We start from the raw sequence: 23404 nt of genomic DNA on the forward strand, positions 1-23404 counted from the left end.
GCGTGGCTGGAGATCAGCGGACTCCGATCTCCGAGATTACGGCACCGGCCATGGCCTCAGCACACCGCGCTCCTGAAGTCCACCCAAAGGTGAACTTCAGGACATCTCGCGTCATCAGGAGATTTTCACGGGGTTCACGACGTCCGCCACCAGGACGAGCAGCGTGAAGCAGATGAAGACTCCGGCGATCACATAGGCCGCCGGCATCATCTTCGCCACATCGAACGGTCCGGGGTCGGGCCGCCGGACCAGCCGGGCGGTGTGGCGCCGGATGGACTCCCACACCGCACCCGCGATGTGGCCGCCGTCCAGCGGCAGCAGCGGCAGCATGTTGAACAGGAACAGCGAGAGGTTGAACCCGGCGACCAGGAAGAGCATGGTCGCGATCCGCTGGGAGGGCGGGATGTCGAGGTTGGCGACCTCGCCGCCGACCCGGGCCGCGCCCACGACGCCCATCGGGGAGTCCGCCTTGCGCTCGCCGTCCCCGAAGGCCGCGTTCCACAGGTCCGGGATCTTGGAGGGCAGGGCGATCATCGAGTCGATGCCGTCCTCGACCATGTTGCCCATACGGTCCACGGACTGCCCGAAGGACTGCTGGACCACTCCGGTGGCGGGGGTGAAGCCGAGGAAGCCGGCGGTGACGAACTCGCCCTCGACATAGCCGCCGTTCCCGTCGGACTTGGCGACCTGGTTCTTTATGAGGTTGGCGTTCAGGGTCTTGCGGACGCCGTCCCGCTCGACGGTGATCGTGGCGGGGCCGGTGGTCTCGCGGATGTCCTGCTGGAGGGTGCCCCAGTCCGGGGTGGGGTGCCCGTTGAAGGCGACGATCTTGTCCCTGGGCTGTAGACCGGCGGCCTTGGCCGGGGAGTCCTTGGCGCCCTTGGGGCACTTGTCGGTGGAGGCCGAGGCCGCGACCACGCACTGGGAGACCGTGCCCACATTGGTGGTCTGGGTGTTGACGCCGAAGCTCATCATCACCCCGAGGAAGATCGCCACCGCGAGGACCAGGTTCATAAAGGGCCCGGCGAACATGACGATCACGCGCTTCCACGGCTTGCGCGTGTAGAACAGGCGCTTGTCGTCGCCGGGCTGGAGCTCCTCGAAGGCGGCCGACCGGGCGTCCTCGATCATGCCGCGCCACGGTGAGGTGGAGCGCGCGGTGATCTTTCCGTCGTCGCCCGGCGGGAACATCCCGATCATGCGGATGTAGCCGCCGAGCGGAACCGCCTTGATGCCGTACTCGGTCTCGCCCTTCTTCCGGGAGAAGATGGTCGGCCCGAAGCCGACCATGTACTGGGGCACCCGGATGCCGAAGAGCTTGGCCGTGGAGAGGTGGCCGAGCTCATGCCAGGCAATGGAGATCAGCAGGCCGACGGCGAACACCACTATGCCGAGGACCGTCATCAGTGTCGTCATGCGCGAGCCTCCGGGGTCGCCTTCGCCGCTCTGGCGGCCAGTTCCGTTGCGCGGGCGCGGGCCCATGTCTCGGCCTCGAGGACGTCCGCGACGGTGAGCCGGGTTCCCGCGGCCGGGGTGCCGTGCTCGGCCACCACCTCGGCGACCGTATCGACGATTCCGTTGAAGGGCAGCTTTCCGTCAAGGAAGGCGTCCACGCACTCCTCGTTCGCCGCGTTGAAGACGGCCGGGGCGGTGCCGCCGAGGTCGCCGACGTGGCGGGCGAGGCCGACGGAGGGGAACGCCTCGGTGTCCAGGGGGAAGAACTCCCAGGTGTGGGCCTTGGTCCAGTCGCAGCCGGGCGCGGCGTCCGGCACCCGCTCGGGCCAGCCGAGGCCGAGCGCGATGGGCATCCGCATATCGGGCGGGCTCGCCTGGGCGAGCGTCGAGCCATCGGTGAATTCAACCATCGAGTGGATATACGACTGAGGGTGGACCACCACCTCAATCCGCTCGAAGGGAATGTCGTAGAGCAGGTGGGCCTCGATGACCTCCAGGCCCTTGTTGACGAGGGTCGCGGAGTTGATCGTGACCACCGGACCCATGTCCCAGGTGGGGTGGGCCAGCGCCTGCTCCGGGGTGACCGAGGCCAGCTCGCGCTTGGTCCGGCCGCGGAACGGGCCGCCGGAGGCGGTGACGACCAGCTTGCGGACCTCCTCGCGGGCGCCGCCGAGCAGCGCCTGGAAGAGCGCGGAGTGCTCGGAGTCGACGGGGACGATCTGCCCGGGCTTGGCCACGGCCTTGACCAGGGGGCCGCCGACGATGAGCGATTCCTTGTTGGCCAGCGCCAGCACCCGGCCCGCCTCCAGGGCGGCCAGGGTGGGCGCCAGGCCGATGGAGCCGGTGATGCCGTTGAGCACGGTGTGGCACTGGGAGCGGGCGAGCTCGGTGGCCGCGTCGGGCCCCGCCAGGATCTCGGGGAGCGGCTCACCGGCGCCGTAGCGCGCGCTCAGCGCCTGGCGCACCTCCGCCACCGCCTCGGGCCGGGCGACCGCGACCCTGTCCACCCGCAGCCGGTGGGCCTGCTCGGCGAGGAGCCCGGCCCGGCCCCCGGCGGCGGACAGGCCGGTCACGCGGAAGCGGTCGGGGTTGCGCAGCACCACGTCGATGGCCTGGGTGCCGATCGAACCGGTGGAGCCCAGGATCACGATGTCGCGCACGCTCGCCGCGGCGGTGGCCGCCGGAACGCGCAGATGCGGGTCAGCCAGGGAATCCGTCATCCCCCCATTGTGGGGGCAAGGGGTGACGGCTCGGTGACAAGCCCCGGGATCCGGTGATCGCGGATCCCGGGAGCCTGTCGGCGCGTGCTCCGGCGGCTTCCCGGCGGCTTCCTCAGGGGCTGGGGCGGCTCCTCAGGGGATGCGGCGGTGGACATTCCGCTTGGCGGTCGGGCCGGGGGTGGCGTCGGCGATCCAGGGGCCGTCGCCGCTGGGGTCGATCACACCGTGCTCGAGCCACTCGTACGTCCCGGAGAGCACGCCGGAGACCACCTTGCGGTCGAGCTCGTCGGTGTTGGTCCACAGCCGCCCGAAGAGCTCGTCGGCGCGGATCCTGGCCTGCCGGCAGAACGCGTCGGCCAACTGGTAGGCCGCGACGCCGTGGTCGCCGCGGGAGCGCAGCATCTCGGCCCGCACGCAGGCCGCGCTCATCGCGAACAGCTCCGCGCCGATGTCGACGATCCGGCTGAGGAAGCCCTGTTTGGTCTCCATCCGGCCCTGCCAGCGCGACATGGCGTAGAACGTGGAGCGGGCCAGCTTGCGCGCCGAGCGCTCCACATAGCGCAGATGCGGGGAGAGGTCGGGGTGGCCGGCCGGGTTGAACTCCGGGTAGGCGCGGGGCAGTTGACCGGGGCCGGCGAGCAGGCCGGGCAGCCAGCGGGCGTAGAAGCCACCGGCCTTGGCGGCCGCCTTGCCCTTGTCCTGGAGGGACTTTTCGGGGTCGATGAGATCGCCCGCCACCGACAGATGGGCGTCCACGGCCTCCCGGGCGATGAGGAGGTGCATGATCTCGGTCGAGCCCTCGAAGATCCGGTTGATGCGCAGATCGCGCAGCATCTGCTCGGCGGGGACGGCCCGCTCGCCGCGGGCGGCCAGCGAGGCCGCGGTCTCATAGCCCCGGCCGCCGCGGATCTGGACCAGTTCGTCGGCCATCAGCCAGGCCATCTCGCTGCCGTAGAGCTTGGCGAGCGCCGCCTCGATGCGGATGTCGTTGCGATCCTCGTCGGCCATCTGGGAGGCGAGGTCGATGACGGCCTCCAGGGCGAAGGTGGTCGCCGCGATGAAGGAGATCTTGGCGCCGACGGCCTCGTGCTTGGCGATGGGCTTGCCCCACTGCTCACGGGCGGCGGACCATTCGCGGGCGATCTTCAGACACCACTTCCCGGCGCCCGCGCACATCGCGGGCAGCGACAGCCGTCCGGTGTTGAGCGTGGTCAGCGCGATCTTGAGGCCGGCGCCCTCGGGGCCGATCCGGTTGGCGGCCGGGACGCGGACCCGGTGGAAGCGGGTGACGCCGTTCTCCAGGCCGCGCAGCCCCATGAAGGCGTTGCGGTTCTCGACGGTGACGCCCTCGGAGGCGGTCTCGACGACGAAGGCGGTGATGCCGCCCTTGTGGCCCTCGGAGCGCGGCACCCGGGCCATCACCACCAGCAGGTCGGCGACCACCCCGTTGGTGGTCCACAGCTTGACGCCGTCCAGCAGGTAGTCGTCGCCGTCGGGCACGGCGGTGGTGGCGAGGCGGGCCGGGTCGGAGCCCACGTCCGGCTCGGTGAGCAGGAAGGCCGAGATGTCGGTGCGGGCGCAGCGCGGCAGGAAGAGGTCCTTCTGCTCCTGGGTGCCGAAGAGCTTCAGCGGCTGCGGTACGCCGATCGACTGGTGGGCGGAGAGCAGGGCGCCGATCGCCGGGCTGACGGAGCCGGCCAGGGCGAGGGCCTTGTTGTAGTAGACCTGGGTGAGGCCGAGCCCCCCGTACTTGGTGTCGATCTTCATGCCGAGCGCGCCGAGTTCCTTGAGCCCCTTGAGGGTCTCGTCGGGGATCTGCGCCTCGCGCTCGATACGGGCGGCGTCGACCCGCGTTTCGCAGAACTCCTGGAGCTTGTCGAGGAAGGTCTCGCCGCGGCGGACGTCGTCCGGGGCGGGGGCGGGGTGGGGATGGATCAGATCGAGTCGGAAGCGGCCGAGGAAGAGCTCCTTGGCGAAGCTGGGCTTGTGCCATACCTGTTCGCGTGCGGCCTCGGCGACCTGGCGCGCTTCACGCTCGGACACCGGCCTGACGGAGGATGCGGTCATCGGTGCTCCCTTTGCCGCGACGATCTCGTGACATTACCGGCACGTACCGCTGCCAGTGTGCATCCGGTCCGACCGGACGGCAAAGCGGGAGGCCGCCCGGATCGGGAGGTTCGGGAAGGACCGCCGCGGCGGCGGACCCGGCAGGAGTACCGAGGGGCAGAGGCGTGACGTCGAAGCGCTTCGATACCCTCTGGACAGTCCTTGCGCTGCGGGTTTAGTGTCAACCCGCATGGTCAGACGAAGAGGCTCGGCCATGCGTCGAAGCGCTTCACTGACGATCCCCCGGATGGAGTCCCCCGCATGGTCACCCTCGCCGAGGTCGCCCGCCACGCCGGAGTCTCCGCCAGCACGGTGAGCTACGTCCTCAGCGGCAAGCGGTCGATCTCCACTCCCACCCGCGAGCGCGTCGAGCACAGCATCAAGGAGCTCGGCTACCACCCCAACGCCGGGGCCCGCGCCCTGGCCAGCAGCCGCTCCAACATCCTCGCGCTCATGGTGCCACTGCGGACGGACATATATGTGCCGGTGATGATGGAGATCGCCATCGCGGTCGCCACCACCGCCCGCTCCCACGGCTATGACGTCCTCCTGCTCACCGGGGAGGAGGGCCCGGCGGCGGTGCGCCGGGTGACCGGCAGCGGGCTCGCCGACGCCATGATCGTGATGGATGTGGAGCTCGAGGACGAACGGCTGCCGCTGCTGCACGCGGCCCGCCAGCCCACCGTGCTGATCGGGCTCCCCGCCGACACCGTCGGCCTGACCTGCGTCGATCTGGACTTCACCGCCACCGGTGCGCTGTGCGCCGAGCATCTGGCGGACCTCGGCCACCGGGAGATCGCGGTCGTGGGCGAGGCCCCGGCCGTCTATGAGCGCCACACCGGCTTCGCCGAGCGGACCCTGGAGGGGCTGCGCCGCCGCGCCGCCGAGCTGGGGGTGCGGCTGCTGCACCGCCCGTGCGAGGGCAGCTACGAGTCCATGGACGGCACCCTCTCCCGGATCTTCGACGAGCGGCCCGGCACCACCGGCTTCGTGGTGCAGAACGAGGCGGCCATCGAACCGCTGCTCAGCCTGTTGCGCCGGCAGGGCCGCGCGGTGCCCGAGGACATCTCGGTGGTCGCCATATGCCCCGAGCAGGTGGCCACCCAGGCGTCGGTGCGGCTCACCTCGGTGGCCATCCCCGCACAGGAGATGGGGCGGCGGGCCGTGGAGCTGACGGTGGCGAAGCTGGCGGGCGACGCCCCCGAGGAGCAGGTGACCCTGCTCGCCCCGGAGCTGACCGTACGGGCCAGCTCGGGCCCGGCGCCCGGCACGTCCTGACCCGGCCGCGCCGGGCCGGTGGCGTACCGCCGCCGCCTGGCTGGGCGGCGGCGGTCCGCGGATATCAGCTCGCGCTCACTCCGAAGCTGTTGGTGCGGAAGTCCAGACCACCGGCCGAGGAGGTGATCTCGTAGCCGAACTGGACATCGCCGATGGTCACATCCCCGAACCAGCCCTTGGTGTTCTTGATCCAGTTCACGATGGACTTGATGTCCACCGAGCCGGAGCTGGAGTTGGAGCCGCGGATGAAGGAGAAGACCTGGTTGGAGCCGTTGCTGCCCTTGTAGACGGTCCAGGTATGACCGCCCAGGGTGACGGTGCCCTGGGAGGTGCCGAGGGGACCGACCGGACCGGTCTTGTTGACCCAGAGCATGATCTCGTACGCGTAGTTGCTGTCCCAGATGTCGTACGAGGTGTTGTAGGCACCCGAGGACGGGACCGTCACGCTGTAGTTGCTGGTGAGGGTGTTGATGGCGCTGATCTTCTTCCCGACGACCTTCTTGGCGTTGGGGTAGGACTTGATGCCGCCGGTGTTCGGGTGGTTGGCCCACACTCCCCAGTCGCTGGAGGAGTTGGCCCAGATGGTCTGGGATCCGGCGCCGGAGCCCCAGATGTTGTTGTAGAGGGTGTAGCCCCCGTTGGACCAGGTGCCCCACTGGTCCGAGGAGGACCAGGTGGCGGCCTGGGCGGGGGCGGCGGCGCAGCCGATCAGCGCGAGTAACGCGATCAGCGGGGTGAGGAAGAGCGTTCGAGCGGCTCGTTGCACGGGACCTTCCCTTTCAGATGAGGGATTCGGGCGGAGCCAGGACCATGACCGCGAAGCGGTCCAGCCGGACGCCGGTGTGGTGCGCGCGCCCGGTGAGCAGATCCGTCCGCGCGGACGGGAGGGGGACGACCGCCGGGGTGCGGCCGTGGTTGAGCAGGAAGAGATACGGGCCCCGCCACACCGCCTCGACCCCCGCGGGGAGGCCGGGCAGCGCGGGGGCCAGCCCCGCCTCCTCGGCCGCGCGGCCGAGCAGCGCGCGCAGGGCGGCGGGTTCGGGGAGGGTGGAGACGTACCAGGCGGTGCCGGTGCCGTAGGCGTTACGGGTGACGACGGGGCGGCCGTCGAGCTCACCGCCCCTGATCCGGGCGACCGGTTCGGCGGTGGACGGCTCCAGGTCCTCGGACCAGAGGGTGCCGTGGAACGCGCCCAGCCAGGCGCCCTCGGCGGTGAGCGCCTCGCCCTCGTCCAGCGGCCACCACTCGTGGACCGTACGGATGCCGAGGAGCCCGCGGAGGCGGCGGTCCACCCCGCCGGGGCGCACCCGGTCGTCCTCGTCGGCGACGCCGGTGAAGAAGCCGCAGACGAGAGTGCCGCCGCCGCGTACGTACGCCGCGAGGTTGTCCAGCGCCTCGTCGGTGAGCAGATACAGCTGGGGGACGGCGACGAGGGCGTAGTCGGTGAGGTCGGCGTGCGGATGGGCGAAGTCGGTGGTGAGGTTCCGCTCCCACAGGGCCTGGTGCCAGGCGCGCAGCAGCCGTTCGCAGGAGACCAGGGAGGAGGGGCGGCCGTCCTGGACAGAGGCCCACCAGGAGTGCCAGTCGTGCAGGATCGCGGCCCTCGCGGGGACGTCCGTGCCCGCGACCGGGGCCAGTTCGCGCAGTTCGGCGCCGAGTTCGCACACCCGCGCGAAGGTGCGGCTGTGCTCACCGGCGTGCGGGACCATCCCGGAGTGGAACTTCTCGCTGCCCTGCCGGGACTGCCGCCACTGGAAGAAGCAGACCGCGTCGGCGCCGCGCGCGACGGCCTGGAGGGACCACAGCCGCATCAGCCCGTGCGGCTTGGGGTGGTTGACGCCGCGCCAGTTGACGGGGCCTGCGGCCTGCTCCATGAGGACCCAGGGGCCGCCCGCCTGGGAGCGGGTCAGGTCCTGGACCATCGCTCCGTAGGCGGCCGCGTGCGGGTCCTCGGGGTCGGGGTAGAGGTCGACGGAGACCACGTCCTCCTCCGCCGCCCAGGCCCAGCCGTCCTGGCCGATGAACAGCGGCATGAAGTTGGTGGTCACGGGGATGTGCGGGGTGCGGGCGGCCAGCGCGTCGCGTTCGGCGGTGAAGCACTCCAGCAGGGCGTCGCTGGTGAAGCGGCGGAAGTCCAGCGCCTGACCGGGGTTGATCAGGTATTGGGCGCGGCGCGGCGGGATGATCTCCTCCCAGGAGTCGTAGCGCTGGCTCCAGAAGGCCGTCCCCCACGCCTGGTTGAGGGCGTCCAGGCCGCCGTACCGGGCGCGCAGCCAGCGGCGGAAGTGCCGGGCGGTCCCGTCGCACCAGCAGTGGGTGGAGTACTCGTTGCCGACGTGCCACATCCGCAGGGCCGGATGGCCGCCGTAGCGGTCCGCCAGGTCCTCGGTGATGCGCAGGGCGTGCTCGCGGTAGACGGGTGATGAGGCGCAGAACTGGTTCCGTGATCCGTACCAGACAACCGCGCCGCTCTCGTCGCGCGGCAGGGTCTCGGGGTGCCGGGAGCCCATCCAGGGCGGCGGGGAGGCGGTCGGAGTGGCCAGGCACACCTCGATCCCGCCCTCGTGGAGCAGGTCCAGGACCCGGTCCAGCCAGTCGAAGTCCCGTGCGTCGGGGCGGGGTTCGAGCCGGGCCCAGGAGAAGACGCCGACGGTGACGGTGGTGACGCCCGCCCGGCGCATCAGCCGGATGTCGTCGTGCCAGACGCTCTCGGGCCACTGCTCGGGGTTGTAGTCGCCGCCGTAGAGGACGCGGCCGCGGGTGGCGTCGTTCAGGTCGGGCATACCGGCTCCCGTCTCGGGTCGGCTGGGTACGGGGGCAACCGGCGTCAGCCCTTGACGGCGCCGGTGAGCATGCCCTTGGTGAAGTGCTTCTGGACGAAGGGGTAGAGCACCGCGACCGGGATCAGCGCGAGCACCATGACGGCCATCTGCACGGCCAGTCCGGGGATCTGCTGGGTGGAGATCATCTGGGACATGCCCTGCGGCGCCTGCTGCTTGATCACCAGCTGGCGCAGGATCATCTGGAGCGGCCACATGTCCTGGTCGTTGAGGTAGAGCATGGCGTTGAACCACTGGCTCCAGTAGCCGACCGCGTAGAAGAGCGAGACCACCGCGATCACGGCCTTCGACAGCGGCAGCACGATGCGGAACAGGATGCGCCAGTCCCCCGCGCCGTCGATCCGGGCGCTGTCGATCAGCTCGGGCGCGATGTTCTGGAAGAACGCCCGCAGCACCAGGACGTTGAAGACCGAGACGGCCCCGGGCAGGATCATCGACCAGTAGCTGCCCTCCAGGCCGACGCCGGTGACCAGCAGATACGTGGGGATGAGACCGGCGTTGAAGAACATGGTGACCAGCAGCACCATCAGGATCGGCCGGTGCAGGAAGGACCCCGGACGGGACAGGCCGTAGGCGCACAGGACCGAGACGACGGTGCTGATCACGGTGCCCACGGCGGTGAGCGCGAGGCTGACGAGCGTCGCCCGGGTCACCGTGCCGCCGCTCAGCAGCTCGGTGTAGGCCCGGAAGGTGATCGTCTCGGGGACGATCACCAGTCCCCCGGCATCGGTGATGGTCCTCTGATCGGAGAGGCTGGTGACGACCACCACCCACAGCGGGCCGAGGATCGCCAGACACACCCCGACCAGGGTGGCCCCCTTGAGCCCCTGGCCGACCCTGCCGGGCTCCTCCTCCCACACCGGGCGCCGCTCGTCGCGCCGCCGCCGCGGGGGCGGGGCGGCGGGTCCGGCCTCGGCCGCGGTCCGCTCGGTCACGGTCATTTCCGGTAAACCCCCTGCTCGCCGAGCATATGGGCGACTTTGTTGGCGATCAGCACCAGCACCAGGCTGAAGGCGCCCTTGATCAGACCGCCGGCGGCGGCGATCCCGTAGTCGGTGTTGGCGATGCCGACCCACCACACATAGGTGTCGAAGACCTCCGAGGCGCCGGGCCCCACCGCGTCGCGCTGGAGCAGGATCTGCTCGAAGCCGACGGTCAGCGAGTCACCGACGCGCAACACCAGCAGCAGGGCGACCACGGGGCGCAGCGCGGGCAGCGTGACGTGCCACATCCGGCGCCGGCGGTTCGCGCCGTCCACCGCCGCGGCCTCGTAGAGGTCCTGGTTGACGGCGGAGAGCGCGGCCAGGAAGACGATCACGCCCCAGCCCGCGTCCTTCCACACCAGCTGGGCGGTGATCAGGAACTTGAAGACGCCCGGGTCGGTCATCAGGTCGAAGCCCTCGTGGCCGTGGGCGCGCAGCTGCTGGGCGAGCAGCCCGGCGCCGCCGAGCATCTGCTGGAAGATCGTGATCACCAGCACCCACGAGAAGAAGTGCGGCAAGTACAGGATCGACTGCACCAGGCCGCGGACCTTGTCGCTGAGCACGCTGTTGAGCAGCAGCGCCAGCGCGATGGGCACCGGGAAGAACAGCACCAGCTGGATGAAGGTGATGGAGAGGGTGTTGGCGAAGGCGTCCCAGAAGCGGCTGTCCTCGAAGAGGAGGCTGAAGTTGTCCAGGCCCACCCAGGGGCTGGTCCACAGCCCCTGGGTGAACGGGTCGTAATCCAGATAGGCAACCGTGGTCCAGAGCAGCGGCACATAGGTGAAGAGCAGGAGCAGACCGACGGCCGGGGCGACCATCAGGAGGAGGGTGCGGTCGCGGCGCAGCCGGTGCCACCATCCGGCGCGGGCGGTCGGGGTGCCGGGGCCCGCCGCGGTGCCATGCCTTGGCTCGGTGCCACGGGCCGCCAGGGCGCCACGGGCCGGCTTGGCCATCAGGCGCCGCTGCCGTTCTCGTCGAGGAGCCCCGCGTACCAGTCGCGGAGCCGGTCGCCGCCGCCGCTGCGCCAGTCGCTGATGGCCCGCTGGGCGTCCTTGATCGACTTACGGCCGCGGGTCACGTCCTTGGCGAGGTCCTCGAACGGTGTGTAGAGCGACGCGTACCGATTGGGCTCCTGGATCTGCATTCCGTAGAAGAGCGGCTTCCTGGCGAACTTGCCCATCCGCTGCATCCAGCCGCAGTAGTCCTCGACCATCTGGGGGAAGTCCGGATAGGCGACGCTCGCCTGCGGGGAGACGATGAAGCGATAGGTGTCCTGGACGTCCCGGACGCCTGTCGCGTTCTTGACCGGTACGCCCTTCTTCATGTCGTGGTGCACGCCTTCGACGCCGTAGTCGATGAGGCGCTGCTCCTTGGTGCCGAAGGGCGCGGCGATGAAGTTCGCGAGGGCGAGGATTTCCTCGATCTGATCCTTGGAGAGGTTCTTGTTGAGGAACGACCAGATCTGGGCGGGCGGGTCGAGATAGATGACCGGGTCGCCGCCGTCGGGGCCGAACCAGTCCATTCCCTGAATCTTGAAGTCGGGGTGGGGACCGGCCTGTTCGAAGGTGGCGCCGTACCACTTGGCGTCGCCGTCGTTGTAGAGGAGGGTCTGTCCGGAGGTGAAGCGGGTCAGCGCGTCATTGAGCTTGCCCGCGACCGCGTCCGGGTGGACATAGCCCCCGGCGAAGAGCTTGCGGCACCATTCCAGGGCCTCGAGGTAGTTCTCGGTCTCGACCTTGTGGACCAGCTTGCCGTTCTTCTCGATCCAGTAGTACGGCTTCTCCCCCGGGCAGCCGAAGAACCGCTGCGCCGACCACCACATGTCGTCACAGGCCCATACCTTGCTCTTGGGCCGGGTGATCTCCTTGGCCAGGGCGAGGAATTCCGCCGGGCTCTTGGGGACGTGATAGCCCTCCTTGGTGAAGATGTCCTCGCGGTAGTACGGAATGACGCCGGCAAGCGGACGGGAGGGCATCGGCAGCCCGCGGAGCTTGCCGCCGAAGACGGACATCTGCCAGGCGGCGGTGGGAATGGCGGCGAGGTTCGGATATTTCTTGACCTTGTCGCCGGAGAGATACGGGCCCAGATCGGCGAATTTGGCGCCGACCGCGCCATGGATCCGCCCGCCCATCTCCCAGAGCGGAATCATCACGATATCGGCGATGTCGCCGGAGGCGAGGACGGCGCCGAGCTTCTCGCCGTAGGTGTTGCCGTCCTGCGGCTGAAGCTTGACCGTGGCGCCGAGCGCGTCGTTGACCGCCTTGTAGTAGGCGTTGTTCTTGGGCGGCGGGGTGCCCCAGAGCGGTTCGAACATCGTGTAGCTGCCGCCGTGGCCGGGCTTGCCCCGTACGGAGGCGACCAGTTCGGCGGCGGGCGGGGCCTTGGTGTAGCCGGGGCTGGAGCCGTTGACGCTCGGGATGTCGGGGTCCGCCACCTTCGAGGCCACATAGGCCGGCAGCAGGTTCTTCAGCTCCTTGCCTGAGGTGGTGCCGCCCTTGCCGGAGCCCTCCTCGGTGGAGCAGCCGGTGAGCAGCGGAACCCCTCCCGCGGCGGCCGCCGCGGCAACCGCCGTGGAGGCCAGGAAGGTTCTCCGGCTGGGAGGGGAAGTGGAGGCCGAAGCCTGGGAGTTCGGCATTGCGTCAACCCTTCGTGGCGTGCCCGCCGTACGACCGATGGTCGAGTTGGCCGAGATTGGTCGAAGATTGGTCGAAGCGCTTCGATATTGCGCCGAGATTAAGGCGGGGGGTGGGGTCGCGCAAGAGTGGTGGCGCACGGTGCTGATGGGTTGGGCTTCCGTGGAGCCTTGACAGGGTGGGCATGGTGCGCCCAGCATCGAAGCGCTTCGAATCGACGTCGATTCGACATCGATGCGACATCGATGCGACGTCAGGGGCTGGGGAAGTCGGCGCACAAGCTGAGGAAGAGGGGCCGTATCCGTGAGCGATGACGGTGATCTGATCACGCGTCCGCCCTTCCGCGATCCGCCCTTCCGCGATCCACGGCTGCCGGTGCGTACGCGCGTCGAGGACCTGCTGGCCCGGCTCACGCTGGATGAGCGGATCGCGATGCTCCATCAGTACGCGCCCGGAGTGGAGCGGCTCGGCCTCGCGCCCTTCCGCACCGGGCAGGAGGCGCTGCACGGCGTCGCCTGGATGGGTCCGGCCACCGTCTTCCCCCAGGCCGTGGGGCTCGGCGCGACCTGGAACCCGGAGCTGGTGCGGCGCGTCGGCGAGGCGGTCGGCCGCGAGGCACGGGCGATGCGCGCACGCGATCCGCGGGTGGGCCTCAATGTGTGGTCGCCGACGGTGAACCTGCTGCGCGATCCGCGCTGGGGCCGCAACGAGGAGGGGTACGCCGAGGATCCGTACCTCACCTCGGCCCTGGCCACGGCCTACACCCGCGGGCTGCGCGGCGACCACCCGGAGCGCTGGCGCACCGCGCCCGTCCTGAAGCACTGGCTGGCGCACAACAACGAGACCGACCGGGACACCACCTCCTCCTCGATGCGGCCGCGGGTGCTGCACGAATACGATCTGGCCGCCTTCCGCGGGGCGGTGCGGGCGGGCGCGGTGGCGGGGGTGATGCCCGCGTACAACCTGGTCAACGGGCGGCCCAACCACGTCTCCCCGTATCTGCGCGAGCACTTGCGCACCTGGACCGACCAGGAGCTGGTGGTCTGCTCCGACGCGGGCGCGCCATCCAATCTGGTCGACTCCGAGCACTACTTCGACACCCATGAGGAGGCCGTCGCGGCGGCCCTGCGGGCGGGGGTGGACAGCTTCACCGACCACGACCAGGACGCGTCGAAGACGATCGCGCGGGTGCGGGGCGCGCTGGCGCGCGGGCTGATCGACGTGTCCACGGTGGACACGGCGGTGCGGCGGCTGCTGGGGATGCGGTACGCGCTGGGCGAGTTCGACGGGCAGCCGGAGGAATGTGATGGCGCCTTCGACACGCCCGCCCATCGCGCGCTCGCCCTGGAGGCCGCCGAACAGGCCGTCGTCCTGCTCACCAACGACGGTCTGCTGCCACTCTCCGAAGGCGCCGTCCGCACTCTGGCCGTCGTCGGTCCGCTCGCCGACGAATGCAAGCTGGACTGGTACAGCGGCACCCTGATCCGCCGAAGTTCGCCGCGCGAGGCGCTGGCCGAGCGGCTCGGCGCGGACCGGGTGGTCTTCGCGGACGGCCTGGACACCGTACGGCTGCGCGCGGCGGCCGGTTGGGTGCGGGTGCCGGACGCGGCGGCGGAGGACGAGGGTCCGGCGGAGGCGTCGGGCTCGCTCAACCCCGCGCATACGGCGGGCCGTACCGATCTGCCGCCGCTGACCGTCGGCGACACCCCCACCGATCTGTCCCTGGCCGACTGGGGCGGCGGTGTGCTCACCCTGCGCGCGCCCTCCGGCCGCTACCTGACCGTGGCCGGGGACGGCTTCGTCCGCGCGGCGGCCGAGCAGCCCGGGGGCTGGGTGGTCCAGGAGACGTTCACACTCGAAGCGCACCCCGACGGACACCTCCTCAGACACCTGGGGACGGGTGGTTACGTCTGTGTCGCCGCGGGCGCGCTGAAGGTTGCCGAACGTGACGGCGGCGATGAGGGGACCGGGACCGTCTTCCGGCTGGAGGTCGTCGAGCGCGGCGAGGACGCGGTGGCCCGCGCCGCCGCGCGGGCGGACGCCGTGGTGGTCGTGGCGGGCAACGACCCGCACATCGGCGGCCGGGAGACCGAGGACCGCACCACCCTCGCCCTGCCCGCCCAGCAGGAGCGGCTGTGGCGCGCGGCCCACGCCGCCAATCCGCGGACCGCGCTGGTGCTGACCTCGAGCTATCCGTACGCGGTCGCGGAGGCGACCGATGCGCTGCCCGCGCTGCTGTGGACGGCGCACGGCGGCCAGGCGGCGGGCACGGCGCTGGCCCGGGTGCTGTTCGGGGACGTCTCACCGGCGGGGCGGCTGCCGCAGACCTGGTACGCCTCCGACCACGATCTGCCCGATCCGCTCGACTACGACATCATCGCCTCGCGCGCCACCTATCTGTACTTCGACGGCGCCCCGCTCTTCCCCTTCGGGCACGGCCTGTCGTACACCGCCTTCACCTACGGCGAGCTGTCGGCGCGGCGGGAGACGGGGCTGACCGTGGAGTGCGAGGTCACCAACTCCGGTCCGTGCGACGGCGCGGAGGTGGTGCAGATCTACGCGAGCGCGCCGGGGTCGCGGGTCCCGCTGCCGCACCACCGGCTCATCGCCCACCGCAGGGTGTGGCTGCGCCGGGGCGAGCGGGTGCGGCTGTTCTTCACCGTGCCGGTCGAGGACGCGCTGGGCTTCTGGGACGTGGCGCACGGGCGCTGGACCGTCGACCCTGGGACGTACGAGATCCACGCGGGCGCGTCCAGCGCGGATCCGCGCGCCACCGCCACCGTGACCGTCGACGGCCCGCCGCCCGCACCGCGCCCGGTGCTGCGACACGGTCTGGAGGCCGCGGACTACGACGCGGCGGACGGGATCGTGCTGGTGGACCGCGCCAAGGTCCGCGGGGACGCGGTGGCCTGCCGTGCCGATGCGGTCGGCCGACTGCTCTTCCGCGCCTGTGACTTCGGCGCGGGGGCGATGTCGATGACGGTCGAGGCCGCGTACGACGCCGCTGAGGCGGGGGACGGCGCGACGGTTGCGGGGGCCGGCGCAATGGTTGGTGGGGACGGCGCGATGATCGCGCGGGACGACGCGATGGTCGCGGGGGACGGCGCGACGGTCGCGGCGCACCTCGCCGACGGCACCACCCTGGCCACCGCCGCCGTCCCGCCCACCGGCGGCCGCTATGTCTACACCACGGTCCGCGCCGCCCTGCCCACGCCGCCGACCGGCGTCCAGGACCTGCACATCACGCTGCGCGGCGGCGGCCTGAGACTGGCCCGTCTCGGCTTCTCCGGTTGAGGGTCCGGAGTGGCCGGGACGGGTCAACCCCATGCCTTCCTCGTACGCCGGGCCCCGACGCGAAGCGGGGCCCGGCGGTGGGTGGGTCAGAGGTCGAGGCCGGTGAGGACCATGACCCGCTCGTAGGTGTAGTCCTCCATCGCGTACCGCACGCCCTCGCGGCCGACGCCGGACCTCTTGGCACCGCCGTACGGCATCTGGTCGGCGCGGTACGACGGCACATCGCCGATGATCACGCCGCCGACCTCCAGCGCGCGGTGGGCGCGGAAGGCGGTCCGCACCTCGCGGGTGAAGACGCCGGCCTGGAGGCCGTACTTGGAGTCGTTGACGGCCGCGAACGCCTCGTCCTCGTCCGCCACCTTGTGCAGGGTGAGCACCGGTCCGAAGATCTCCTCGCAGGAGAGGGTGACATCGGCGGGGACGTCCGCGAGCACGGTGGGGGCGTAGCTCGAGCCCTCGCGCTTGCCGCCGGTCAGCAGCTTCGCACCGGCCCGGACGGCCTCGTCCACCCAGGACTCGACGCGCTTGGCGGCGTCCTCGCTGATCAGCGGGCCGACATCGGTGGCGTCCTCGGTCGGGTCACCGGTGGCCTGCGCCTCGACGGCCGCGACGATCTTCGGCACGAGCTCCTCGTAGACGGACGCGTCCGCGATCACCCGCTGTACGGAGATGCAGGACTGTCCGCCCTGGTAGTTGGAGAAGGTGCCGATGCGGGTGGCCGCCCAGTCGAGGTCGGCGTCGGCGGCGTAGTCCGACAGGACGACCGCGGCGCCGTTGCCACCGAGCTCCAGGGTGCAGTGCTTGAGCGGCACCGACTCCTTGATCGCGTAGCCGACCTTCTCCGAACCGGTGAAGGAGATGACCGGCAGCCGCTCGTCCTGGACCAACGCGGGCATCCGGTCGTTGGGCACCGTGAGGACGCTCCAGGAGCCCGCCGGGAGCTCGGTCTCGGCCAGCAGCTCGCCGAGGATCAGCGCGGACAGCGGGGTCGCGGGCGCCGGCTTGAGGATGATCGGCGTGCCGACGGCGAGCGCGGGGGCGACCTTGTGGGCGCTGAGGTTGAGCGGGAAGTTGAACGGCGCGATGCCGAGGACGGTGCCGCGCGGGAAGCGGCGGGTCAGCGCGAGCCGCCCGGTGCCACCGGCGTCGGTGTCCAGCCGCTGGGCGTCCCCGCTGTTGAAGCGGCGGGCCTCCTCGGCCGCGAACCGGAATACGGACACGGCGCGGCCCACCTCGCCGCGCGCCCACTTGATCGGCTTGCCGTTCTCGTCCGAGATCAGCCGGGCGATCTCCTCGCCGCGCTCGGCCAGGCGGCGCGACACATGGTCCAGCGCGGCGGCCCGGACGTGCGCGGGGGTCGCGGCGAACTCCTCACGCACCGCGTCGGCCGCGGCGACGGCCTCCTCGATCTGCGCATCGGTGGGAACGCTCACCACGCCGACGCGGCGGCCGTCCCAGGGCGAGGTGACCTCGAGCGTGCTCTCGCCCGACGCCTTGCGGCCGGCGAGCCAGAACGCGTGGGTGACAGCTTCGTGTGTGTCTGGCACAGCGGATCCCGACCCTTCTGAAGTGGTGTCTCACCTCCCACCGTAGGCGCGTCCCGGCCGCTCGGCGTTTGTCCGGGGCGTAGCAGTCGCGGGCGCGGGCACTACGCAATGGCGTGCCGGATGGGGGAGGGACCGGGAAGAGCGCGCCGCGGTGACTGGGGGAGGCGGTCGCCACAGGACGATCGGGACGAGGCCGCGGCCCGGGGCGGAGGTGGATGCTTCAGGTCGAGGTGCCGGGGGCCGTGGCCTTGAGGGCCAGCCACAGCTCCATGCGGACGTCCGGGTCGTCCAGGGAGCGGCCCAGGATCTCCTCGACGCGGCGCATCCGGTAGCGCAGGGTGTGCCGGTGGACGCCGAGGTCGGCGGCGGCCGCGTCCCACTGACCGTGCCGGGAGAGCCAGGCGCGCACCGAGGCCACCAGATCGCCCCGGCCGGTGGCGTCGTGCTCGTGCAGGGCGCGCAGCATGCCGTCGGCGAACGCCCTGACGGCGTCGTCGGCGAGCAGGGGCAGTACGGAACCCGCCGCCACCTGCTCGTGCTCGACCAGCATCCGGCCGCGGCGGCGCGCCACCGACAGCGCCTGCTCCGCCTGGCGGTAGGCGGCCGCGGCGGCGATGGGGCCCGCGGGGGCGGACAGCCCGATGACGAGCTCGTCGCCGCCGCGCGCGGCGGCCGCGGCGCGGTCGCGGGGGCGGGCCTTCGTACCCCGGCGGGCCTCGACGGCCTGGGCGTGCTCGGCGCATGCCGCGACCGCCGCCCCGCCGTCGGAGGCCAGCACGATGAGCCGCTCGCCGTCGGGCACGACCAGCACCGACTCGCCGATGCGGGCCGCGGCCGCCTCCATGGTGTCGATGAGCGTGCCAAGGGGGTCGGCCGCCTCGGCTTCACCCGTGGCCGTGGTGGTGGCCTCTGTGGGGAGTTCCGCGGTGGCCTCGTCCGCGGCGGCGGGCGCCGCATGGGTCTGCTGGGCCGTACCGCCGGACGGCACCTCGGCGACCAGCATCCGGAACGGCGCGTCGAGCAGCCCGCCGTACAGCCGCCCGGCGACCGCCCGCGCATGGTCGGGCTCGCCCGCGAGCAGCATCCGCAGCACGGCGGCGCCGAGCCGCTGCTCGGCCTCCTGGAGGGCGCGGGAACGCTCGGTGGTCAGAGTCAGCAGCGCGACCGCGGAGTGCACCGCGTAGCGCTCGGCGGTGCCCAGCGGGGCGCCCGTGCCGACCGCGAGGACCCCGCGCGTACGGCGCCCGGTGCCCAGCGACTGGAGTTCGACCCGGTCGGCGACGGCCGTGTCCTCGGCCGGTTCCGCGCCCGTGGCCCCGGCCGGCCCGCAGCCGCCGCCGACCACGATGCTCCCGGGGCCGGGGCGGGAGCGCAGCCGCTCGACGTCGGGGGTGAGCCGGGCGGCGCGGCGGGCGGCCCAGTCGGGGGCGGCGGCGACCACGGCGCCGGAGACGTCGTAGAGCGCGGCCCAGCCGTCGACGTGGGCGGCGAGCCGGGCGAGCAGCGCGGCGGGCCCCTCGGCGCCGATGGCGGCACGGGTCAGCTCGCGCTGCGCCTCGAACCCGGCCGTCACGGCCCGGTACTGGTCAGCGGCTATCGCCGCGGAGACGGCCTTGCTGATCGCGATGAAGGGGGTGCGGCGGGGCACGCCGAGCAGCGGCAGCCCCTCCTCCTTGGCCGCCGTGGCGAGCGCGGGCGGCACCTCGGCGTAGTTGACGCCGAGCGCGAAGCCGAGCCCGACCACGCCCGCACCCACCAGCCGCCGCACATAGCGGCTCATCTCCTCCGGGTCATCGGCCTCGATCTGCATCGCGGTGATCAGGAGCAGCTCGCCGCCCTCCATGTACGGCACGGGGTCGGCCAGCTCGCTGACATGTGCCCAGCGCACGGGCGTCTCCAGCCGGTCCTCGCCCGCGAGGACGGACAGCTTGAGACCGGGGTGGCGGACGAGTGAGGCGAGCGTGGGAGGCATGGCACCTTCGAAGCGAATGCGACGACTTGCGCTGACTTCACCGCCCCGTATGAACGGCTACTGCCGATTCTGCCTCAATGGAGGAAAACGCGGAATTGACGGCCTGATTTCGCCATGGGTATGTCCGTGACGCAGCGGTTCCGGTTGCCCCGGTCACCCTGAACGAGGCAACCGGGGCAGATGACCCAATGGCCGCGATGACCGCAATGACCGCGATGGCCGATGGCCGCAATGACGGCGATGAGGACCGCCCGGGACGGCGGCCGATCACCCGCGCAGATCCACCAGCACCGGCGGCCCGCCCTCGCCCCTTACGGAGGTCACCGACAGCACCGCATGCCCCGGGGGAACCGCATGGGCCAGCTCCGAGGCGGACCAGCGCTCGCGCTCCACCGTCCGTACGGTCACCGACTGGGTGGTCACCGCCTTGCCGGTGGCGACCTTACGGATGAAGTGCAGCACCTTGGTGAGCGGTTCCTCGGCGATGATCTGCCGGTCGGTGACGTCCCGGGTCTCGACCCACTCCGTCCCCCACACCTCCGCGAACCGCGCCCCGTCCCAGGTCGTCACGCCCGCACAGGCCATCCGGCAGCCGACCGCGCCCAGCAGCGCGCTGCGCAGCGACTCGGGGACGTCGTCGAGGGTGCGGAGGGTGAGCACGGCGCCCGCGTGCGCGGAGCGGAGCCGCTGGATACCGCGCAGGGCCTCGGGGGTGATGGTGTGCGAGGCGTCGTCGAGGACCAGGCAGGCGAACAGCGAACGGTCGGCGCGGCCCACGGCGCACTCGGTGAACTGCGCCAGGACCAGCCGCGCGAGCATCCGCGACGCCTCCGCGTGGCCCCGCTCGGGCAGGTCGATACGGACCCGGAGGGGGTGTTCGAGTGCGCGGAGGGAGAACGGGCGGCGGTCGCCTGTGGTGTCGAAGAAGTCGGCGAACGCGGGCCGGTCCAGCAGCGCGATCCGGTCCGCGAGCAGCGCGCCGACGTCCCCGGGCGCGCCCGACTGCCGGACCCGCGCCTCCAGCTCGCGGGCCTGCGCCCGCTCCCCGGCCTCGTCCAGCGCCTCGCGCAGCGCGTTGACGGCCGCCTTGGAACCGTCCAGCAGCTCCCGCAGATCGGGGACGGACGGGAAGCGGCCGTGGGCGGCGCGGTAGGGGCCGAGCAGCTGGGCCAGCGCGGTGGCGGCGCGCCGGCTGTCCCCGCCCGGGAGCGAGGCCGCCATGTCGCCGATCAGTGCCTCGGCGAGGATGCCCGCGGCCTCGTCGGGGTCGGTGGTGCCGCCGTAGAGGTCGAGGTCGTAGCCGGAGTCGGGCCGGCCGATCTTCACGACCACGTCGAACGCCTCATCCGCCCCGAGCCCGGCCCCCGCCGCCCCGACCGCCACGACGGCGACCTGCCCGGCGAGCGCCTGGAGACACAGCGACTCCACGACGGGCCGCACCACCCGCCCCGTCTTCCCCGAACCGGGCGGCCCGACGGCCAGCAGCGAGGTGCCGAGCACCTCGGGGTCGAGGGCGAGCCCGACGCCGCGGTGCTGGTAAGGATTGCGGGAATCCTCGGCCGCGGTGCCGAGCCGGACCTGTTGGGCGAGAAGATCATGCCGCGCCGTCCGTACGGGCAGATCCCGCGCCCCGGACGGATGGCCGTAGGAGGCGGCGCCGTGGCGCAGAACGGTGTCGGTGAACGAGGCGAGCGAATTGCTCCCCGCTCGCACGGACTGCCAGGCGCGCTCGATCCGGGCGTGGTCGACGTCACTCATCGCCCCCGCCCGCGCGTCCGCCGCCAGCCGATCAGCCGCACTGTGCGCCCCCGCGGCCCGCAATTGCGGCCACTCCACCGGATCCCCCTCCGGCCGCCCCGCGGCAGCCGCCTCAGGCGCGGGCTCATCCCAGGCCCGCCGGAAGAGGGGCGCGACGTAGCGGCGCCAGACTTCGGGCCAGTGGCCTACGCGGCTGAAGATGGTAGCGATGATCAGGAACCACAGGGTTTCATAGCCGTTGGCGATCCACTTGAGCATGTCCTTGTCGCCGTCGCGGTTGAACCAGTCCTCCGCATTGAGCAGCCGGAGCGGCCACAGCCAGTACGGGCCCAGGTATCCCTTCGTGATCAGCGACCACAACAGCCAAGTGCACAGGATCGCGATCAACGCCCCGCTGAGCAGCCGCCGCCCTGGAATCCGATCCGGCTCCTCCGGCGCCTTCGGCTTGTGCTCGTACGTCCACACCCCCGGCGCCGCCTCGGACCGCGGAGCGCGCAGCCAGGCGACGAAGGACGGGCGGGCCGCGGGTGCGGGGACCGGAGGCGCGCCGGGGGCCGCCAGGGGCGCGGTCGGTGGCATCGGCGGCGGGCCCGCGGGAAAGGAAGGCGGGGATTGCGGGGGCGGGGGTGGGGGCGGGTTGTGGCGTGTGCTGCGTGGGTCGAACGTGCCCTCGGTGTCCATGTGCTGCCCCTTGCCCCCTGACCGGCTGTTCCTCGGCTTTCGCGCCATCGCTCAATCTAGTGTTCCCGCGCGGGGAGTTCAGCGACCCGGGCGGGCCATCTCACTCTCGGGAGCCGTAAGGCCGTCGTCGGGCTATGGCCGCCGCGGACAAGGAAACACGCGCAGTGCTCCCGAACGGAACATGCCTCATCCCTCGCCACGCCCATAGCCTGCGACTAAAACCCCCTGTTCTTTCCCCTGGAGCCCGTCATGACCGAACTGTCCGGAGGCCCGGCCCTCCCCCAGGAGCGCCGCGTCGTCACCGCCATTCCCGGCCCGAAGTCGCAGGAGCTGCTCGCTCGTAAGAACGCGGCGGTCGCCGGTGGGGTGGGGAGTGTGCTGCCGGTCTTCACCGTGCGCGCGGGCGGCGGTGTGATCGAGGACGTGGACGGCAACTCGCTGATCGACTTCGGTTCCGGTATCGCCGTGACCTCCGTCGGCTCCTCCGCGGAGGCCGTCGTGCGCCGGGCGTCCGCGCAGCTGGCGGACTTCACGCACACCTGTTTCATGGTCACGCCGTACGAGGGCTATGTGGAGGTCTGCGAGGAGCTGGCCCGGCTCACGCCCGGCGACCACGCCAAGAAGTCGGCGCTGTTCAACTCGGGCGCCGAGGCGGTGGAGAACGCGGTGAAGATCGCCCGTTCGCACACCAAGCGCCAGGCGGTCGTCGTCTTCGACCACGGCTACCACGGCCGGACCAACCTCACCATGGCGCTCACCGCCAAGAACATGCCGTACAAGCACGGCTTCGGCCCCTTCGCGCCGGAGGTCTACCGCGTTCCGCTCGCCTACCCCTACCGCTGGCTGACCGGCCCGGAGAACTGCGCCGAGGAGGCCGCGGCCCAGGCCATCGACATGATCAGCAAGCAGATCGGGGCCGAGAACGTGGCCGCGATCATCATCGAGCCGATCCTCGGCGAGGGCGGCTTCATCGAGCCCGCCAAGGGCTTCCTGCCCAGGATCGCGGAGTTCGCCAAGTCCAACGGCATCGTCTTCGTCGCGGACGAGATCCAGTCCGGCTTCTGCCGCACCGGCCAGTGGTTCGCCTGTGAGGACGAGGGCATCGTCCCGGACCTGATCACCACCGCCAAGGGCATCGCGGGCGGACTGCCGCTGGCCGCCGTCACCGGTCGCGCGGAGATCATGGACGCGGCGCACTCCGGCGGTCTCGGCGGCACCTACGGCGGAAACCCGGTGGCGTGCGCTGCGGCGCTCGGCGCGATCGAGACGATGCGCGAGCTGGACCTCAACGCCAGGGCCAAGCGCATCGAGGAGGTCATGAAGGGCCGCCTCGCCGCGATGCGGGAGAAGTACGACATCATCGGCGACCTCCGCGGCCGCGGCGCCATGATCGCCATCGAGCTCGTGAAGTCCGGCACCAAGGACCCCAACCCCGAGGCCACGGCCGCCGTCGCCAAGGCCTGCCACTCGGCCGGGCTGCTCGTGCTGACCTGCGGAACCTACGGCAATGTGCTGCGTTTCCTGCCGCCGCTGGTGATCGGCGAGGACCTGCTGAACGAGGGTCTCGACATTCTCGAGAGCGCCTTCGCCGAGCTGTGACTGTGAGTGGCCGATGGGTGGCGTGAAGAAGATGTGCG

At 71.4% G+C, this 23404-nt stretch carries 14 protein-coding genes; 3 read left to right on the forward strand and 11 right to left on the reverse strand.

Annotation, left to right across the window (positions count from 1 at the left end; all coding sequences use genetic code 11):
- Nucleotides 1–114 precede the first annotated feature (114 nt).
- From KHP12_RS17535 to KHP12_RS17545, 3 genes are all read right to left on the reverse strand, one after another.
- Nucleotides 115–1416 (reverse strand): M50 family metallopeptidase, encoded by a 1302-nt coding sequence (locus KHP12_RS17535; protein ID WP_037948716.1) that lies wholly within the window; start codon nt 1414–1416, stop codon nt 115–117.
- Complete coding sequence (gene dxr / locus KHP12_RS17540; RefSeq protein WP_086885501.1) at nt 1413–2675, reverse strand: 1-deoxy-D-xylulose-5-phosphate reductoisomerase; 1263 nt, start codon at nt 2673–2675, stop codon at nt 1413–1415. The genes KHP12_RS17535 and dxr overlap by 4 nt, the downstream gene beginning before the upstream one ends.
- 132 nt (nt 2676–2807) lie before the next feature.
- Nucleotides 2808–4742, reverse strand: coding sequence for an acyl-CoA dehydrogenase family protein (locus tag KHP12_RS17545; protein WP_210609967.1), 1935 nt, complete (start codon nt 4740–4742; stop codon nt 2808–2810).
- A 300-nt stretch (nt 4743–5042) separates the two neighbouring features.
- Here KHP12_RS17545 and KHP12_RS17550 point away from each other — a divergent pair, with 300 nt between their 5' ends.
- Complete coding sequence (locus KHP12_RS17550; protein ID WP_210609965.1) at nt 5043–6059, forward strand: LacI family DNA-binding transcriptional regulator; 1017 nt, start codon at nt 5043–5045, stop codon at nt 6057–6059.
- A 64-nt stretch (nt 6060–6123) separates the two neighbouring features.
- On the opposite strand, the gene KHP12_RS17555 is transcribed toward KHP12_RS17550, so the two are convergent.
- From KHP12_RS17555 to KHP12_RS17575, 5 genes are read right to left on the reverse strand one after another with little or no spacing between them, the layout of a single operon-like run.
- Nucleotides 6124–6825: a glycoside hydrolase family 12 protein gene (locus KHP12_RS17555; protein WP_210609963.1), complete on the reverse strand. Its 702-nt coding sequence runs from the start codon at nt 6823–6825 to the stop codon at nt 6124–6126.
- Between the two features lie 13 nt (nt 6826–6838).
- A complete protein-coding gene (locus KHP12_RS17560; protein WP_210609961.1) occupies nt 6839–8842 on the reverse strand; it encodes a beta-galactosidase in 2004 nt (667 codons plus the stop codon).
- 44 nt (nt 8843–8886) lie between these two features.
- On the reverse strand, nt 8887–9840 hold the full coding sequence (locus KHP12_RS17565; protein WP_086880329.1) for a carbohydrate ABC transporter permease: 954 nt from the start codon (nt 9838–9840) through the stop codon (nt 8887–8889).
- Complete coding sequence (locus tag KHP12_RS17570) at nt 9837–10835, reverse strand: ABC transporter permease (RefSeq protein WP_107471676.1); 999 nt, start codon at nt 10833–10835, stop codon at nt 9837–9839. Before KHP12_RS17570 ends, KHP12_RS17565 begins: the two co-directional genes overlap by 4 nt.
- Nucleotides 10835–12517 carry an extracellular solute-binding protein gene (locus KHP12_RS17575; RefSeq protein ID WP_086880330.1) on the reverse strand — a complete coding sequence of 561 codons (1683 nt, stop codon included), beginning with the start codon at nt 12515–12517 and terminating at the stop codon, nt 10835–10837. The genes KHP12_RS17570 and KHP12_RS17575 overlap by 1 nt, the downstream gene beginning before the upstream one ends.
- A 301-nt stretch (nt 12518–12818) precedes the next feature.
- On the opposite strand from KHP12_RS17575, the gene KHP12_RS17580 reads away from it, so the two are divergent.
- Nucleotides 12819–15809, forward strand: a complete 2991-nt coding sequence (locus KHP12_RS17580) for a glycoside hydrolase family 3 C-terminal domain-containing protein (protein ID WP_086880331.1) — start codon at nt 12819–12821, stop codon at nt 15807–15809.
- Nucleotides 15810–15895: 86 nt separating this feature from the next.
- Here KHP12_RS17580 and KHP12_RS17585 read toward each other — a convergent pair whose 3' ends face one another.
- The 3 genes from KHP12_RS17585 to KHP12_RS17595 form a co-directional block, all read right to left on the reverse strand.
- Nucleotides 15896–17356, reverse strand: coding sequence for an aldehyde dehydrogenase family protein (locus KHP12_RS17585; protein ID WP_086880332.1), 1461 nt, complete (start codon nt 17354–17356; stop codon nt 15896–15898).
- A gap of 220 nt (nt 17357–17576) precedes the next feature.
- Complete coding sequence (locus tag KHP12_RS17590; protein ID WP_086880333.1) at nt 17577–19328, reverse strand: PucR family transcriptional regulator; 1752 nt, start codon at nt 19326–19328, stop codon at nt 17577–17579.
- A gap of 267 nt (nt 19329–19595) precedes the next feature.
- On the reverse strand, nt 19596–21767 hold the full coding sequence (locus KHP12_RS17595) for a type IV secretory system conjugative DNA transfer family protein (protein WP_211833159.1): 2172 nt from the start codon (nt 21765–21767) through the stop codon (nt 19596–19598).
- A 249-nt stretch (nt 21768–22016) separates the two neighbouring features.
- On the opposite strand from KHP12_RS17595, the gene gabT reads away from it, so the two are divergent.
- Nucleotides 22017–23366 (forward strand): 4-aminobutyrate--2-oxoglutarate transaminase, encoded by a 1350-nt coding sequence (gene gabT, locus KHP12_RS17600; protein ID WP_211833160.1) that lies wholly within the window; start codon nt 22017–22019, stop codon nt 23364–23366.
- Nucleotides 23367–23404 lie beyond the last annotated feature (38 nt).

This window comes from Streptomyces asiaticus (assembly GCF_018138715.1).
Lineage (GTDB): Bacteria > Actinomycetota > Actinomycetes > Streptomycetales > Streptomycetaceae > Streptomyces > Streptomyces asiaticus.